The organism is Rhodococcus sp. PvR044 (assembly GCF_040548995.1).
GTDB classification, from domain to species: Bacteria; Actinomycetota; Actinomycetes; order Mycobacteriales; family Mycobacteriaceae; genus Rhodococcus_G; species Rhodococcus_G oryzae.
Genome location: NZ_JBEPSX010000001.1, coordinates 203,224 through 219,186 on the forward strand (window position 1 = coordinate 203,224; position 15,963 = coordinate 219,186).

Below are 15,963 nucleotides of genomic sequence, written 5' to 3' on the forward strand. Positions count from 1 at the left end.
GCGTCGCCGGCAGGGGAGAGACAGCACACCACGAGGAGCCTTCGATGACCGTGTACGCCCGTCCGGGTTCACCCGATTCCGTCATGTCCTTCCAGTCCCGCTACGACAACTGGATCGGTGGACAATGGGTGCCGCCCGTCAAGGGGCAGTACTTCGAGAACCCGACCCCGGTCACCGGTCAGCCGTTCTGCGAGATCGCCCGTGGCACCGCCGAGGACATCGAGCTCGCCCTCGACGCCGCGCACGCCGCCGCCCCGGCATGGGGCAAGACCTCGGTGGCCGAGCGCGCGGTCATCCTGAACAAGATCGCGGACCGGATGGAGCAGAATCTCGAGTCGATCGCGCTCGCCGAGTCCTGGGACAACGGCAAGCCGATCCGCGAGACCCTGAACGCCGACATCCCGCTCGCCATCGACCACTTCCGGTACTTCGCGGGTGCCATCCGGGCGCAGGAGGGCTCGCTCTCGGAGATCAACAGCGACACCGTCGCGTACCACTTCCACGAGCCGCTCGGTGTGGTCGGTCAGATCATCCCCTGGAACTTCCCGATCCTGATGGCCGTGTGGAAGTTGGCGCCTGCGCTGGCCGCAGGAAACGCGATCGTGCTCAAGCCCGCGGAGCAGACCCCGGCGTCGATCCTGCACCTGATCGGCATCATCGGCGACCTGCTGCCCGCAGGCGTGCTCAACATCGTCAACGGCTTCGGCACCGAGGCGGGCAAGCCGCTCGCCTCGAGCCCGCGGATCAAGAAGATCGCCTTCACCGGCGAGACCACCACCGGCCGGCTGATCATGCAATACGCGTCGCAGAACCTGATCCCGGTCACCCTGGAGCTCGGCGGCAAGAGCCCGAACATCTTCTTCTCCGACGTGCTCGCCGCCAACGACGACTACCAGGACAAGGCGCTCGAGGGCTTCACCATGTTCGCGCTCAACCAGGGCGAGGTGTGCACCTGCCCGTCCCGCGCGCTCATCCAGGGCGAGATCTTCGACGAGTTCCTCGCGATGGCGGCCGTCCGTACCAAGGCGGTGCGCCAGGGTGATCCGCTCGACACCGAGACCATGATCGGCGCGCAGGCCAGCAACGACCAGCTGGAAAAGATCCTGTCCTACATCGAGATCGGCAAGGCCGAGGGCGCCCAGCTGGTGACCGGTGGCGAGCGCGCCGAGCTCGGTGGCGACCTGTCCGGCGGCTTCTACGTGCAGCCGACGGTGTTCACCGGCAACAACAAGATGCGGATCTTCCAGGAGGAGATCTTCGGGCCGGTGGTGTCGGTGACGTCCTTCAAGGACTACGACGAGGCCATCGAGATCGCCAACGACACCCTGTACGGCCTCGGTGCCGGGGTCTGGTCCCGCGACGGTGGGGTGGCCTACCGCGCCGGCCGCGACATCCAGGCAGGGCGGGTGTGGACGAACACGTACCACCAGTACCCCGCGCACGCGGCGTTCGGCGGCTACAAGCAGTCGGGGATCGGCCGCGAGAACCACCACATGATGCTCGACCACTACCAGCAGACCAAGAACCTGCTCGTCAGCTACGCCCCGAAGGCACAGGGCTTCTTCTGACCCGCAGGCTCGGGGCCTCTCACGGCCCGAGCCCCCGATCTCACGGCGCCCGCCAATGCCCCCCTGCGGCGGGCGCCGTGACCATGACGCGGCGCCCGCTCATCCCCCCGAGGCGGGCGCCGTGTCTCCACTTCTCGCCGAGACGGAGGTCCCCATGGCCGACCCGATGACGGTGCCCGGCCGTATCGTCGCGACCGCGGCGGCGATGGATCTGCTCCGTCGCCTCGGCGTGGTCCACGGACCCCTGATGATGCACCAGTCCGGCGGATGCTGCGACGGCTCGGCCCCGATGTGTTATCCCGCAGGCGAATTCATCGTCGGCGACCGTGACGTCCTGGTCGGGCTGCTCGACCTTCGGCTCGGTGTCGGCGAGGTGCCGAGCTCGGTTCCCGACGGTGACGACGCGGTGCCCGTGTGGATCTCGGGCACACAGTTCGCGGCCTGGCAGCACACCCAGCTGGTGCTGGACGTGGTCCCGGGGCGCGGCTCGGGGTTCAGCCTCGAGACGCCGGAGGGAGTGCGCTTCCTTAGCCGGGCTCGCGCGTTCACCCCCGAGGAGAACGGCGCGCTCGCCGAGGTCGAACCGGTCACCGGGCAGAGCTGGGAAGAGGGCAGGCGGCCCGAACCGCCCGCCGAACCCCAGGTGGTCGCCGAGGCCGTCGACGCCTGTCCCGTCCCTGGCGGCCCGAGGGCCGATCAGTCGTAACTCCGTGGACATCAATCCATGACGTAGATCTTCAACACTATGCGCAGCCGCGCCGCCCCTGGTGGCGCCGCCGGTGTCGTGTGATCATTCACTAGGAGAAGGAGGTCGCCATGGCGATCACCACCAAGAAGGCCTCGCACGAGGACTTCCACAACGAGGACAGCGAGTACCTCGCGAAGCGGACACTCAAGTCGGGCTCCGCCGGCTGGTTGCTGCTGGCCGGGCTCGGCGTGAGCTACGTGATCTCCGGTGACTACGCCGGGTGGAACAACGGGCTGGCCCAGGGCGGCTTCGGTGGTCTGCTCATCGCGGGCGTCGTCATCGCCGGCATGTACCTGGCGATGGTGCTCGGCATGGCCGAGATGTCCTCCGCGTTGCCCGCCGCGGGCGGTGGCTACACCTTTGCCAGGCGAGCGCTCGGGCCATGGGGCGGATTCGCAACCGGCACAGCGATTCTCATCGAGTATGCGATCGCGCCCGCCGCGATCGCCACCTTCATCGGTGGCTACGTCGAGTCGCTGAACCTGTTCGGGATCACCGACGGCTGGTGGGTCTATCTCGCGGTCTATGCCATCTTCATCGGCATCCACCTCACCGGTGCGGGCGAGGCGCTGAAGGCGATGTTCGTGATCACCGCGATCGCACTGGTCGGGCTGGTGGTGTTCGCGGTGTCCGCCTGGGGCCTGTTCGACGCGAGCAACCTGACCGATATCGCGGCCGACCCAGGCGCGGCGGGCAGTTCCAGCTTCCTGCCCTTCGGCTGGTTCGGAATCTGGGCGGCGGTGCCGTTCGCCATCTGGTTCTTCCTTGCGGTGGAGGGTGTTCCGCTCGCCGCGGAGGAGGCCCGCGAGCCGGAGAAGAACGTGCCGAAGGGCATCATCATCAGCATGCTGCTCCTGATCGTCACCGGGGCGGCCGTGCTCTTCCTCGCCACCGGCGCGCTCGGAGCCGAGGCCCTGTCGACCTCGGGCAACCCGCTGGTGCAAGCGCTCGGCGACGGCGGAGCGGCCAAGGCCGTCAACTACATCGGCCTGGCGGGCCTGGTCGCCAGCTTCTTCTCGATCATGTACGCCTACTCCCGCCAGACCTTCGCGCTCTCGCGCGCAGGGTACCTGCCGACCAGGCTCTCGGTGACCAACTCCCGCAAGGCCCCGACCCTCGCGTTGATCGTCCCCGGCGTCATCGGCTTCATCCTCTCGCTCACCGGCGAGGGCGCGATGCTGCTCAACATGGCGGTGCTGGGTGCGGCGGTCAGCTACGTGCTGATGATGGTCAGCCACATCGTGCTCCGTAAGCGCGAGCCGGGCATGGCGCGTCCGTACCGAACCCCGGGCGGCATCGTCACGACATCCTTCGCGCTGGTGATCGCCATCGCGGCGGTGATCGCCACCTTCCTGGTCGATCCGACGGCGGCGATGTGGACCGTGGTCGCGTTCGGCGCCTTTATGGCCTACTTCGGCTTCTACAGCCGGCACCACCTGGTGGCCAACTCGCCCGATGAGGAGTTCGCGATTCTCGCGAAGGCGGAAGAAGAACTCGAATGACGCTCTACAGCCAGCAGATCGGCGGCACCACCCACACCTTCTACGGGCTCGTCGAGCTGATGGCGAAGGCGACCCCGCTGCGCAGCGGCGACGAGCTGGCCGGATGCGCGGCCGCCTCGGATGCCGAGCGGGCGGCCGCGCAGTGGGCCCTCGCCGATGTCCCACTCGACCGGTTCCTGCACGAGTTGCTGGTGCCGTACGAGACCGACGAGGTCACCAGGCTGATCATCGACTCGCACGATCGCGCTGCGTACCAGGCGATCTCGCACCTGACGGTCGGGGGTCTGCGGGACTGGCTGCTCGAGGTGGCCGCGGGTGACGGCGCGGCCGCCACGCTGCGGGCGGTGGCGCCGGGCCTGACGCCGGAGATGGTGGCGGCGGTCAGCAAGATCATGCGGAACCAGGACCTCATCGCGGTCGCGCGGGCGGCCGTGGTCACCGCCGGGTTCCGGACCACGGTCGGGCTGCCCGGCAGGCTGAGCACCCGGCTACAGCCCAACCATCCGACCGACGACCCGCGCGGCATCGCGGCCGCCACCCTGGACGGGCTGCTGCTCGGCTGCGGGGACGCGGTGATCGGGATCAACCCGGCAACCGACTCTCCGCACGCCACCTCGGACCTGCTCCACCTGCTCGACGAGATCCGGCAGCGGTTCGAGATCCCCACCCAGTCCTGCGTGCTCTCCCACGTGACCACGACGATGGACCTGATCGAGGCGGGCGTGCCGGTGGACCTGGTGTTCCAGTCCATCGCGGGCACCGAGGGCGCGAACGCGAGTTTCGGTGTCACCGTGCCCCTGCTGCGGGAGGCCAACGCCGCGGGCCGCTCGCTCGGGAGGGGCACCGTCGGCAACAACGTCATGTACCTCGAGACCGGCCAGGGCTCGGCCCTGAGTGCCGGTGCCCACCTCGGCACCGGCGGCCGTCCCGTGGACCAGCAGACGCTGGAGACGCGCGCGTACGCGGTGGCCCGCGACCTCGAACCGCTCCTGGTCAACACGGTGGTCGGTTTCATCGGTCCGGAATACCTGTATGACGGCAAGCAGATCATCAGGGCCGGGCTGGAGGACCATTTCTGCGGGAAGCTGCTGGGGCTGCCGATGGGCGTCGACGTCTGCTACACCAACCACGCCGAGGCCGACCAGGACGACATGGACACCCTGCTCACCCTGCTGGGTGCGGCGGGGACGGCGTTCGTCATCGCGGTCCCCGGGGCGGACGACGTGATGCTCGGCTATCAGAGCCTGAGCTTTCACGACGCGCTGTATGTCCGGCAGGTGCTGGGGCTGCGTCCAGCCCCGGAGTTCGAGGCCTGGCTGCACAGGCTCGGCATGACCGACGCGGCGGGCCGGGTGCTCCCGGTGGATGCGGCGGCCTCACCGCTGCGCGCACTGACGGGGGCGCTGTGAACCTCGAGAAGCGTGCGGGCACCGCACGGACCGATACGGATCCACCGGACTTCTGGGACGAGCTGCGGCTCAGCACCCAGTCACGGATCGGGCTGGGCAGGGCCGGGGACTCGCTGCCAACCGACCGGGTGCTCGAGTTCCGTGCCGCGCACGCCGCGGCCCGCGATGCGGTGCACCTACCGTTGGACGCCGACGAGCTGGCCCGGCAGGTCGAGGCGCTCGGTCTCGGCAGCCCCGTGCGGGTGACGAGCCGGGCAGGCAGCCGCGCCGAGTACCTGCGTAGGCCCGATCTCGGACGACTGCCTGCCGATCTGGCGGGCGTGCCGCACAGCGGTGCCGATCTGGGATTCGTTCTCGGGGACGGGCTTTCACCCCGTGCCCTGATGGATCACGGGGCCGGGCTGCTGGGGGCGCTGGCCGAGGAACTCTCGGACAGGTACTCGCTCGCGCCGCCGGTGATCGCGACGGAGGCGCGGGTGGCGCTCGGCGACCACATCGCCGAGGCGATGGGGGTGCGCACCCTGATCGTGTTGATCGGGGAGCGGCCGGGATTGTCGGTGGCGGACAGCCTCGGCATCTACCTGACGCACCTGCCCCGAGCCGGCCGCACCGATGCCGATCGGAACTGCGTCTCCAACATCCACCCGCCGGAGGGACTCGGCTACGCCCAGGCCGCAAAGGTGGTGGCGGGCTTGGTGTCCGGTGCCCGCAAGCTCGGACGCTCCGGTGTGGACCTCAAGGACACCTCGCGGTCCGACGCGTTGTCCTCCGGAGAGGTCCTGACCCTCGACTGACCTGCTCGGGCTCCGGCCGAGAGGTTCTCCCTTCGTCGCCGCTGTGTGTACCGGCGTGGTTCGTGTGCCGGTGTGCTTCCGCGCGCCCGCATCCTTCGAGAAAGAGGATTCCTGGTGAAGTCTTTCCATACCCGCGCAGCCTGGGTGGGTGCCCTGGCCGGTGTGATCGCGCTGACCGCATCCTGTTCGTCCGGCGGTGACGGAGCCGCCGCTGCCGCGCCCGACACCAGCAGCTGCGCCGCCCTCGACGCGGGGCTCGAATGGTTCGGCGAGAACCGGCAGCTGCTGGACCGCATGATCGCGGAGAAGGGCACCTGTGGCGTCGACGGAGACGCCGCCAAGGGCGCCCCGCTCGCGCTGTTCGACTGGGACAACACCGTGGTCAAGAACGACATCGGCAGCGCGACCGCCTACTGGATGATCAGGAACGACAAGATCCTTCAGCCCGAGGGCGCGGATTGGGCGTCGACGAGCCGATTCCTGGCCCCGGATGCGATCGCGGCACTCGGGGCGGCGTGCGGCAACGAGGTGCCGCCCGGTCTCCCACTGCCGACAGCTTCCGATCTCGACTGCGCCGACGAGATCGTCGCCGTGCTCGACGACGAGACCACCTCCGGGAAGCCGGCCTTCGCCGGGTACGACCATCGGCGGACGAAGCCCGCGTACGCCTGGGCGGTTCAGTTGATGGGTGGTCATTCGGTCGACGAGGTGACCGAGTACGCCAGGGCGGCGAGAACGGAGAACCTCGCCGCCCCCGAGGGCGCCGAACAGACCGTGGGGACCACCGAGGTCGACGGGTACGTCAGGTACTACCCCCAGATCGCCGACCTGGTGAAGGTGTTGCGCACCAACGGCTTCGATGTCCGCATCATCTCGGCGTCGGCGGAGCCCGTGGTGCGGGTGTGGTCGGAGGAACTGGGCCTGACGCCCGAACGGGCGATGGGGGTCCGTCCGGTGGTCGAGAACGGTGTCCTCACGAGGCACCTCCAGGGCTGTGGCGGCGTGGCCGACGGCGAGGACTCGGTCATCCCGTACATCGACGGCAAACGGTGCCAGGTCAACGAGGTCGTGTTCGGGGTCAACGGCCCAGCGGCGTTCGATCAGCTGCCCGCGGATCGGCGCCAGGTCTTCGCGGCAGGCGACTCGGTGACCGACGTGACGTTCCTCGGGGACGCGACCGGGGCGCGCCTGGTGATCAACCGTAACAATGCCGAGCTCATGTGCAATGCCTACGACAACAGCGACGACCGGTGGTTGGTCAATCCGATGTTCCTCGATCCGAAGGACCGTGCGGAGGAGCCCTACCCCTGCTCGACCAAGGCCTACACCGCTGCGGACGGCGGCAAGGGAGCGGTCCACCGGGCCGATGGATCGGTGATCGAGGACCAGGCCGACACCGTCTATTGACGTGCGAACGCAGCGAGTGGGGTCGGTTCGGTGACCGACCCCACTCGCTGCGTTCAGGCCGCCGCGGCTGCGCTCTGTGCCGCGAGCTTCTGGAGCCCGGCGGGGTAGAGGCGCTTACCTGCGACAAGGGCGACGATGGCGAGGACGTACACCAGGGGCGACAGCTGCAGGGCCTCGAGCAGGCCCAGGCGATCGGCGAGGATGCCGATGACGAAGGGACCCAATGCCAGGCCGAGGACATTGTTGGCCACGGTGAGGGTGCCGAGTGCGGACGACCGCACCGACGGGTGGGTCAGGCTGGCCACCATGGCGGCGGACGGGCCCGAGGATCCCGCGGCGAAGAAGGCTCCGATTCCCAGCAGGACCAGCTGCGGGGCCCCGGTGTCCAGGCGAAGTCCCACTCCGAGCGCGAGGAACGAGATCAGGCAGAAGGCGACGGCGCTGGACCACTTCATGGCCGGGTTGGTCCTGCTGACCCGGTCGGTGATGATGCCGCACACGATCATGCCGGTACCGATGAGCAACACGAACACCGATGCGATCGCGCCCGCCTTGTCGGGAGCCATGCCGTAGTACCGGTTGAAGAAGCTCGGGGTCCAGGCGAGCAGCACCGCGGCGGTGAACATCTGCAGGCCGCCGCCCAGATACGCGCACCACACCGCGGAATTGGTGAACAGGCTCGACACCGGGACCCGGATGGTGGTTCCCGTCGTTCCTACCGTCGCGACATTCTGGTCGGCGGCGTGCTCCGCCAACCGGCGCTCGGTGACGAGGGCACGGAACAGGGCGACGAGCAGGAGGCCGAGCACCGCCATCGCGGCGAAGGACCAACGCCAGCTCAGATGCACGGCAATGACGCCGCCGAGTGACACGCCGACAACCGAGCCGAAGGAGCCTCCGGCCATGAAGGCGCCGCTCAGAGTGGAATGGACTCGCGGCGCGAAGACTCCGAGCACGACGGCGATCCCGACGCTCCCGTAGGCGGCTTCGCCGACACCGACGAGGAAGCGGGCGGCCAGCATCTGCTCGTAGTTGGATGCGACCGCACACAACAGCGTCGCGATGCTCCACAGCGTGGCCATCAGCACCAGGCTCTTGACCCGGCCCCATCGGTCCGCCAGGAGGGAGAGCGGCAGTGTCAGCAGGCCGACCATCAGCGCGACGATGCTGGTGAGCGACGCGAGCTGCGAGTCCGACAGGTCCCAGTCGGTCTTCAGGAAAGGAAAGACGGCACTGAGTACCTGGCGAGACATGTAGTCGGACAACAGCAACGCGAAGGTGAGGGCGAAGACGAGCCAGGGATAGTACGAGCGCCGGCTGCGGCGTGCGGTGGCTGTCACCGAACTCGGCGGATCGGTTGCTGCGATCTCGAGTTCGGGCGTGGTGGATGTCAGTCCCATGGATGCTCCTGGGGGTGCGGCTGGCAGGGGGAAGGTGTGGGGCCGGCGCTCAGTTGGTCGCGCGGCGGGACTCGTACGCGTCGAGTTCCTCCGCGAGGATCGGCACGCCGAGATTGCAGGCGTGGATCCCGAGGACGCTCACCATCTCGAGGACGGTGAGGATCTCCTCCCTGGACACGCCGAGCTCGAGTGCGGCTCGGATGTGCCGACGAACTCCAGGCGCGTACATGTGGGTGGCGGCGGCATCGATGGCGATGCTCAGCAGTTCGACGAACTCGGGTGTGAACACCCCACGCCGCACGGGCGTGGCGTTCATCGCCATGAACTGCTCGGTCCACTCCGGATCCCACTGGGACAAGGTGTCCCACAGTGGATTCCAGCTTCCAGCCTGCTTCATTCGGTCGAGCGTCGGAGTGGGTATCGGCTCAGCGGTCATGGCTGCTCGTTTCACGGAGAACGAATCGGGTGTGATGTGGGCTATTGGCCCGGCCCGATAGTGGCCTGGATCACGTTACGTCGCTCGTGAGTCGAATAATTGCCCGTGCGGGACGGAATTCTTTGCATTTCGGGACATGCTCCCGGGGTGGGGGCACCTGCCGTTGGAAACCGACCTAACCCTCGGTTTGTTTGCGCCAATCGCGGGGGCTCATGCCGAACTGCTGATGGAACCACCGGGAGAAGCTGCTCGGTGTCGAGAAGGCGAGCAGCTCGGAGATCTCGGTGAACGAGTAGCGGCGGCCGGCGACCATGCGTTTCGCGAGTTCGGCCCGGGTCGAGTCGACGACCGAGGTGAAGGTCTGTCCTGACTTCGCGAGGTGCCGATGCACCGTGCGACGGTCGACGCCGAGGCTGCGCGCGACCTGCTCGATCGAGCAGCGTCCGCTCGGCAGCAGGAGTTCGACGAGTTCGCGTACGCGATTGGTGAGCGTGGGTTCCTCGGGCGTGGTGAGCGTGTCGAGGAACTGTTTCGCGTAGGAGCGCAGCAGTGGGTCGGACAGCCTGTTCGGCTCGTCCAGATCGCCTGTGTAGGTGATGATTCCGGTGAACTCGCTGTTGAAGTGCAGCGGCGCGTCGAAGACCTGGCGGTGCGTCGTGTCGTCGGCCGGTCGGTCGTGTTCGAAGCTGACGGACACCGGATGCCACCGCTCGCCCAGTAGGTGCCTCAGCAGCTGGTGGGTCACCGTGACCGCCAGTTCGACGGACTGCCGGACCGGTACGGGTTCGCCGGGATCGATGCTGATGCGGATCGTGGCCAGGCCGTCGCGCTCGGACAGCCGGATGTTCAGCGACTCGTTGTAGGTGTGCTGGTACCGGATCAGCATCCGGAGCGCGCTTCGGGCGTCCGGCTCGTCCCGGATGCTGACGCTCAGTGGGCCGAGGGTGGACAGACGACGGCGCTCGGCCAGCTTCAGGGCGAAGTCCTGGCGACCCGAGGTCGCCGCGGACAACTCGAGGAGACGGGCGACGGAGGCCGCGGGCACCCAGCGGTCTTGCAGGTCCAGCCCGGCCGGGTCGAGCCCAGCGCTCCTGAGCAGCTGCACCGGGTCGAGCGACAGGGCACGGCTCAATTCGATGTAGCCGGTCAGTGAGGCATACCGGGCGAGCGGCTTGGCCATTCGCGTCGCCTTCCATCTCGGGTGTCCCGCTCGGCGCCCTGCAGTGGGGTGTCCCGAACGGGAAACAAATATGTCCCGTCAGGATAAGTGTGAACCCCATCGCGTGGCTACTGTTGTGTCAGCTGAGTCACACCGGATGCGTCGATCGCCTCCGGTTGCGGGCCCCGCGAAGGGCACATCGACCGCTGCGCCACAGCGCAGCGAGATGCCCGACCAGGGGTGGAACCACGATCAAGGAGAAGGCAATGGCAAAGGCGATCCGCTTCTACGAAACCGGCGGCCCGGAGGTTCTGCGGTGGGAATCCGTTGAGGTCGGCGACCCGGGGCCGGGTGAGGTGCGGATCCGCCACGGGGCGGTCGGCCTGAACTTCGCCGACACCTACTTCCGTACGGGGATGTATCCCGCGCCGCTGCCCGCAGGCATGGGTGTGGAGGGTGCGGGCGTGGTGGAGGCGGTCGGTGCCGGTGTCACCGACTTCCAGGAGGGTGACCGCGTCACGTACACGGGTAGCCCGCTCGGTGCGTACAGCACCGAGCGCGTGATGCCCGCCACACACCTCATCGCACTTCCGGATGGGATCGAGTTCGAGACCGCGGCCGCGATGACCATGCGCGGCCTCACCACCTCGTACCTGCTGCGCCGGATCCACCCGCTGAAGGCAGGCGACACGGTGCTGCTGCACGCGGCCGCGGGTGGCGTCGGGCTGATCTTCTGCCAGTGGGCGAAGTTGCTGGGCGTCAACGTGATCGGCACCGTGTCGACCGACGAGAAGGCGGCGGTCGCGCGTGCTCACGGGTGCGGAGAGGTCATCGTCTACACGCGGGAGAACGTCGCCGAGCGGGTGCGTGAGCTCACCGGCGGGGCGGGCGTGCCTGTTGTCTACGACAGCATCGGGGCGTCCACGTTCCAGACCTCGATCGACTCGCTGGCCCGCCGGGGTCTGCTGGTGGCCTTCGGAACCGCCTCCGGCCCGATCCCGCCGATCGATGCCATGCAGCTCGCGGTCAAGGGGTCGCTGTTCGTGACCCGGCCCGCGCTCGCCGACTACATCGCCGATCCGGCCGAGCGGGCGGAGCTCGCGGGTGAGCTCTTCGGTCATGTCGCAGCCGGCCGCATCTCGATCGAGATCAACCAGCGTTACGGGCTCGAGGACGCCGAGAAGGCTCATCGCGACCTGGAGGCCGGTATCAGCATCGGCTCTTCGGTCTTCTCGGTCTGAACCCGAAACACGAACAGGAGAGCGTCATGACCACAACCATCGACCGCGTGACCGGTCGAACCGACATCGCCGCCGCGGCGATGGATGCACGACCGCTGACCTGCAGCATCGGCGCGGAGATCCACAACGTCGATCTCGCCGATGTCGCGCGCGACGACCAGCGCTTCGCGGAACTGAAGTCGCTGCTGCTCGAGCACAAGGTGCTGTTCTTCCGTGACCAGAACATGAGCCGGGCAGAGCACGTCGCCCTCGCCGAGCGGTTCGGGTCGCTCGAGGACCACCCCGCACTCGGCAGCGACCCGGATCACCCGGGCCTGGTGCGGATCTACAAGGACCTCGACAGCCCGCCGGAGCGGTTCGAGAACGCCTACCACTGCGACGCGACGTGGCGGGAGAACCCGCCGATGGGCTGCGTGCTGCGGTGCATCGAGGGACCGGAGGTGGGCGGCGACACCATGTGGGTGAACATGGCGCTGGCCTACGACCGGCTGCCCGAGCACGTCAAGGAGCAGATCGAGGGCCTGCGGGCGCGACACAGCATCGAGGCGACCTTCGGAGCGCGGCTGCCGATCGAGCAGCGACTCGAACTGAAGGAACGCTTCCCGGACGCCGAGCATCCGGTGGTGCGTACGCACCCCGAGACGGGCGAGAAGATCCTGTTCGTCAACTCGTTCACCACCCACCTGACGAATTTCCACACCGCCGAGAACGTGCGCTGGGGAATCGATTACGCGCCAGGAGCCGGTGAACTGCTGCGCTACCTGCAGAGCCAGGCCTCCATCCCCGAGTACCAGGTGCGGTGGCGGTGGACGCGCAACAGCGTGGCGATCTGGGACAACCGGTCGACGCAGCACTACGCGGTCCAGGACTACTGGCCCGCGGTCCGAAAGATGGAACGCGCGGGCATCGTCGGCGACCGTCCCTTCTGATCCATACGAATTCTCTTCCACTCCAGGCTTTTCCAGCCAAATCGACAGGAGAAAAGACATGCACTTTCACGACGACGCGCTGTTCCCGGAAAACCAGGACAAGCTGGTCATCACCGTTGCGCCGTACGGCCCGGAGTGGGCGGTGGAGGACTTCCCCGAGGACCTGCCCCTGACGATGGACGAGCACGTCCAGCAGGCCGTCGACTGCTTCGAGGCCGGCGCCACCGTGCTGCACATCCACGTCCGCGAGGAGGACGGCAAGGGCTCCAAGCGCCTGTCGAAGTTCAACGAGCTCCTCGGCCGCCTCCGCGAGGCAGTCCCGGAGATGATCCTGCAGGTCGGCGGCTCTATCTCCTTCGCCCCCGAGGGCGACGGTGCGGACGCCAAGTGGCTCTCCGACGACGTGCGCCACATGCTCGCCGAGCTGGACCCGAAGCCGGACCAGGTCACCATCGCGATCAACACCAGCCAGATGAACATCATGGACCTGATGACCCCGGGCGACATCAAGGGCACCTCCCTTGAGAACGCCGAACTGGCGCACACCTACCGCGAGATGACCGTCCCCGCCGGCCCCGAGTGGGTCGAGGAGCACCTGCGCCGCCTGCAGGCCGCAGGCATCCAGCCGCACTTCCAGCTCTCGAGCATCCCCCAGCTCGAGACCGTGGAGCGCCTGATCCGCCGCGGCTTCTACACCGGCCCGCTGAACCTGACCTGGGTCGCGATCGGCGGCGGCTTCGACGGCCCGAACCCGTACAACATGATGCAGTTCATCAACAGGGTCCCGGACGGCGCCTGCCTGACGCTGGAGACGCTGATGCGCAGCGTGCTGCCGGTGAACACGATGGCCATCGCGATGGGCCTGCACCCGCGCTGCGGCAACGAGGACAACTTGTGGGCGCCAAGCGGCGAGGTCAAGATCACCTCCGCCGAGCAGGTCCGCCAGCTGGTGCGTGTCGCCAACGAGCTCGGCCGCGAGGTCGCCACCGCCAAGGAGGCCCGCGACATCTACCGGATCGGCGAGACCTACGCCGATGCCGATGAGACCCTCGCCAAGCTCGGCTACGCGCCGAACCGCAAGCCCGGGCAGGTCGGGTTCACCCAGCACGCCTGATCCGGCCACCCAACCGATCGTCGAGCCGAGGCAGCAGCGCCGGCTCGACGATCGACGGACGGGTCGGGACGCGGCACCTGCTTGTGCCGCGCCCCGACCCGACAGGGATCCGATCCGGATCCCGATCTCATTGTGAAACAGCAGCTTCGGGAGTCCACTTGAACAGCATCGCCGATCCGACCGTGGTGATCGTGCCCGGTCTGCGCGACCACGTCGCCGACCACTGGCAGACCCTGCTCGCAGACAAGCTCGACCGAGTGCGCACGGTGCCGCCGCTCGAACACGACAAGCTCAGCCTGAGCGCGCGTGTCGCGGCGCTCGACGCCGTGCTGGCCGAGATCCCGGGGCCGGTCGTCCTGGTCGCCCACAGCGCGGGCGTCATGATCACCGTGCACTGGGCCCAGCAGCCGACCCGGACGATCCAGGGCGCTCTGCTCGCCACCCCCGCCGACCTGGAACAGCCTCTGCCCGAGGGCTACCCGGTGATCGAGGACCTCGAGCGCAATGGCTGGAACCCCATCCCGCGGCGCCGGCTGCCGTTCCCCAGCATCGTCGCCGCCAGCAGCAACGACCCGCTCGGGAGCCACCGACGGATCGCGGGGATGGCCGAGACGTGGGGCAGCCGCCTGGTCGATCTCGGTGAGGTCGGACATCTCAACCCCGCTGCCGGCTACGGGTATTGGCCGGAAGCCGAGGAACTCCTCCTCGAGCTGACTCGTGCGAAGCAGGTCGCCTCGTGACCCGGGTGTTCGTCTCGGCCGCGGATGCGGTCGCCGACATCCGCAGCGGTGCCTCGTTGGCGGTGGGCGGGTTCGGTCTGTGCGGGATCCCCGACGCGCTGATCGCCGCGATCGCGGAAGGGTCGGCGACCGATCTGGAGGTCGCCTCGAACAACTGCGGAACAGACGGCCACGGGCTCGGTCTGCTGTTGGAGCAGAAGAGAATTCGTCGGGTCATCGCGTCGTACGTCGGCGAGAACAAGGAGTTCGCCCGGCAGTACCTGGCCGGTGAGCTGGAGGTCGAGCTGTCGCCGCAGGGGACACTGGCCGAGCGGCTCCGCGCCGGTGGTGCGGGCATTCCTGCGTTCTTCACCCCGGCCGGGGTCGGTACCCCGGTGTCGGAGGGTGGGCTGCCGTGGCGCTACGACGGCGACGGATCGATCGCCGTGGCGTCCCCGCCGAAGGAGGTCCGCGAGTACGCGGGCAAGCGGTACGTGCTCGAGGAATCGATCACCACCGATTTCGCATTGGTGCACGCGGCGATCGGGGACACCGAGGGCAACCTGGTGTTCAACATGGCGGCACGCAACTTCAACCCGCTCGCCGCGATGGCGGGCCGGGTGTGCATCGCGCAGGTGGAGACCCTGGTGCGGCCCGGTGTGCTGGATCCGGCGCAGGTCCATCTGCCGGGGATCTTCGTCGACCGCATCGTCGCAACGGGCGTGCAGGACAAGCAGATCGAGAAGCGCACGGTGACGGCGCGGAAGGCGGCAGTGGTATGACCGTGTTACCCGGTACGGCCCTTCCATTCGCTCCTCGCTCGTTCCTCGCTGCGATGCTCCGAAAGGACCTTCCCTCATGACCTCGACCTTGACAGTGGTCGGCTGGACCCGCGAGCAGATGGCGGCCAGGGCCGCGGCGGAGCTCTCGGCGGGCGAGTACGTCAACCTCGGCATCGGGCTGCCGACCCTGATCCCGAACCACCTCCCGCCCGGGCTCGAGGTGGTCCTGCACAGCGAGAACGGGATCCTCGGTACCGGGGCATATCCGGACGAGGACGGAGTGGACGCGGATCTGATCAACGCAGGGAAGGAGACCGTCACGGTCAACCCCGGCGCCTCGTTCTTCGACTCCGCGCTGTCGTTCGGGATGATCCGTGGCGGGCACATCGACACCGCCGTGCTCGGCGGGATGCAGGTGTCCGAGACCGGCGACCTGGCGAATTGGATGGTGCCCGGCGCGATGGTCAAGGGCATGGGCGGCGCGATGGACCTCGTCCACGGCGCCCGCCGGGTCCTCGTGCTGATGGAACACACCGACAGGTCGGGGACATCGAAGATCGTGCGCGAGTGCACCCTTCCGCTCACCGGTCAGGGTGTGGTGCACCGGATCATCACCAACCTCGCCGTCCTCGACGTCACCGAGGCGGGTCTGGTGTTGCGCGAATGCGCACCCGGCGTGACGGAGGAGTCGGTGCGCGCGGCCACCGACGCGCCGCTCGCATAGGCCACCGACCACCTCCACCACGACAACCGAA

General features: G+C 68.1%; 15 protein-coding genes. 12 read left to right on the forward strand and 3 right to left on the reverse strand.

Annotation, left to right across the window (positions count from 1 at the left end):
• Window positions 1-44: 44 nt before the first annotated feature.
• The 6 genes from adh (at window position 45) to ABIC28_RS01085 (ending at window position 7,428) form a co-directional block, all read left to right on the forward strand.
• Window positions 45-1,568: an aldehyde dehydrogenase gene (adh, locus tag ABIC28_RS01060; protein ID WP_027500587.1), complete on the forward strand. Its 1,524-nt coding sequence runs from the start codon at window positions 45-47 to the stop codon at window positions 1,566-1,568.
• 166 nt (window positions 1,569-1,734) lie between these two features.
• Window positions 1,735-2,274, forward strand: a complete 540-nt coding sequence (locus tag ABIC28_RS01065) for a DUF779 domain-containing protein (RefSeq protein WP_354577940.1) — start codon at window positions 1,735-1,737, stop codon at window positions 2,272-2,274.
• Between the two features lie 110 nt (window positions 2,275-2,384).
• Window positions 2,385-3,818: an ethanolamine permease gene (gene eat, locus ABIC28_RS01070; RefSeq protein WP_354577158.1), complete on the forward strand. Its 1,434-nt coding sequence runs from the start codon at window positions 2,385-2,387 to the stop codon at window positions 3,816-3,818.
• Window positions 3,815-5,227, forward strand: coding sequence for an ethanolamine ammonia-lyase subunit EutB (locus tag ABIC28_RS01075; RefSeq protein WP_354577160.1), 1,413 nt, complete (start codon window positions 3,815-3,817; stop codon window positions 5,225-5,227). Before eat ends, ABIC28_RS01075 begins: the two co-directional genes overlap by 4 nt.
• The gene (eutC, locus tag ABIC28_RS01080; protein ID WP_097211015.1) at window positions 5,224-6,021 is read left to right on the forward strand and encodes an ethanolamine ammonia-lyase subunit EutC; all 798 of its coding nucleotides are present in this window, start codon (window positions 5,224-5,226) and stop codon (window positions 6,019-6,021) included. Before ABIC28_RS01075 ends, eutC begins: the two co-directional genes overlap by 4 nt.
• A 111-nt stretch (window positions 6,022-6,132) precedes the next feature.
• Window positions 6,133-7,428 (forward strand): haloacid dehalogenase-like hydrolase, encoded by a 1,296-nt coding sequence (locus ABIC28_RS01085; RefSeq protein ID WP_373560238.1) that lies wholly within the window; start codon window positions 6,133-6,135, stop codon window positions 7,426-7,428.
• 53 nt (window positions 7,429-7,481) lie between these two features.
• Here the strand turns inward: ABIC28_RS01085 and ABIC28_RS01090 are convergent, their stop codons facing one another.
• The 3 genes from ABIC28_RS01090 to ABIC28_RS01100 form a co-directional block, all read right to left on the reverse strand.
• Entirely contained in the window at window positions 7,482-8,828 is a 1,347-nt protein-coding gene (locus ABIC28_RS01090; protein WP_097211016.1) for an MFS transporter, read from the reverse strand.
• A 49-nt stretch (window positions 8,829-8,877) separates the two neighbouring features.
• The gene (locus ABIC28_RS01095; RefSeq protein ID WP_097211017.1) at window positions 8,878-9,264 is read right to left on the reverse strand and encodes a carboxymuconolactone decarboxylase family protein; all 387 of its coding nucleotides are present in this window, start codon (window positions 9,262-9,264) and stop codon (window positions 8,878-8,880) included.
• 175 nt (window positions 9,265-9,439) lie between these two features.
• Entirely contained in the window at window positions 9,440-10,444 is a 1,005-nt protein-coding gene (locus ABIC28_RS01100) for an AraC family transcriptional regulator (RefSeq protein WP_097211018.1), read from the reverse strand.
• A gap of 245 nt (window positions 10,445-10,689) precedes the next feature.
• On the opposite strand from ABIC28_RS01100, the gene ABIC28_RS01105 reads away from it, so the two are divergent.
• From ABIC28_RS01105 to ABIC28_RS01130, 6 genes are all read left to right on the forward strand, one after another.
• Window positions 10,690-11,664: a quinone oxidoreductase family protein gene (locus ABIC28_RS01105; RefSeq protein ID WP_354577164.1), complete on the forward strand. Its 975-nt coding sequence runs from the start codon at window positions 10,690-10,692 to the stop codon at window positions 11,662-11,664.
• 80 nt (window positions 11,665-11,744) lie between these two features.
• Window positions 11,745-12,593: a TauD/TfdA dioxygenase family protein gene (locus tag ABIC28_RS01110; RefSeq protein ID WP_097211099.1), complete on the forward strand. Its 849-nt coding sequence runs from the start codon at window positions 11,745-11,747 to the stop codon at window positions 12,591-12,593.
• A gap of 58 nt (window positions 12,594-12,651) precedes the next feature.
• Window positions 12,652-13,707: a beta-keto acid cleavage family enzyme gene (locus ABIC28_RS01115; protein WP_097211020.1), complete on the forward strand. Its 1,056-nt coding sequence runs from the start codon at window positions 12,652-12,654 to the stop codon at window positions 13,705-13,707.
• Window positions 13,708-13,865: 158 nt separating this feature from the next.
• The gene (locus tag ABIC28_RS01120) at window positions 13,866-14,447 is read left to right on the forward strand and encodes an RBBP9/YdeN family alpha/beta hydrolase (RefSeq protein WP_354577166.1); all 582 of its coding nucleotides are present in this window, start codon (window positions 13,866-13,868) and stop codon (window positions 14,445-14,447) included.
• The gene (locus tag ABIC28_RS01125; RefSeq protein WP_097211022.1) at window positions 14,444-15,208 is read left to right on the forward strand and encodes a CoA transferase subunit A; all 765 of its coding nucleotides are present in this window, start codon (window positions 14,444-14,446) and stop codon (window positions 15,206-15,208) included. The genes ABIC28_RS01120 and ABIC28_RS01125 overlap by 4 nt, the downstream gene beginning before the upstream one ends.
• A 76-nt stretch (window positions 15,209-15,284) precedes the next feature.
• A complete protein-coding gene (locus ABIC28_RS01130) occupies window positions 15,285-15,932 on the forward strand; it encodes a 3-oxoacid CoA-transferase subunit B (protein WP_354577168.1) in 648 nt (215 codons plus the stop codon).
• The last annotated feature ends 31 nt before the right edge of the window (window positions 15,933-15,963 follow it).

Bases quoted from the DNA above. Each gene is read 5' to 3' on its own strand.
- adh (WP_027500587.1), top strand. From the start codon at position 45: ATGACCGTGTACGCCCGTCCGGGTTCACCCGATTCCGTCATGTCCTTC.
- ABIC28_RS01065 (WP_354577940.1), top strand. From the start codon at position 1,735: ATGACGGTGCCCGGCCGTATCGTCGCGACCGCGGCGGCGATGGATCTG.
- eat (WP_354577158.1), top strand. From the start codon at position 2,385: ATGGCGATCACCACCAAGAAGGCCTCGCACGAGGACTTCCACAACGAG.
- ABIC28_RS01075 (WP_354577160.1), top strand. From the start codon at position 3,815: ATGACGCTCTACAGCCAGCAGATCGGCGGCACCACCCACACCTTCTAC.
- ABIC28_RS01090 (WP_097211016.1), bottom strand. From the start codon at position 8,828: ATGGGACTGACATCCACCACGCCCGAACTCGAGATCGCAGCAACCGAT.
- ABIC28_RS01095 (WP_097211017.1), bottom strand. From the start codon at position 9,264: ATGACCGCTGAGCCGATACCCACTCCGACGCTCGACCGAATGAAGCAG.
- ABIC28_RS01100 (WP_097211018.1), bottom strand. From the start codon at position 10,444: ATGGCCAAGCCGCTCGCCCGGTATGCCTCACTGACCGGCTACATCGAA.
- ABIC28_RS01105 (WP_354577164.1), top strand. From the start codon at position 10,690: ATGGCAAAGGCGATCCGCTTCTACGAAACCGGCGGCCCGGAGGTTCTG.
- ABIC28_RS01110 (WP_097211099.1), top strand. From the start codon at position 11,745: ATGGATGCACGACCGCTGACCTGCAGCATCGGCGCGGAGATCCACAAC.
- ABIC28_RS01115 (WP_097211020.1), top strand. From the start codon at position 12,652: ATGCACTTTCACGACGACGCGCTGTTCCCGGAAAACCAGGACAAGCTG.
- ABIC28_RS01130 (WP_354577168.1), top strand. From the start codon at position 15,285: ATGACCTCGACCTTGACAGTGGTCGGCTGGACCCGCGAGCAGATGGCG.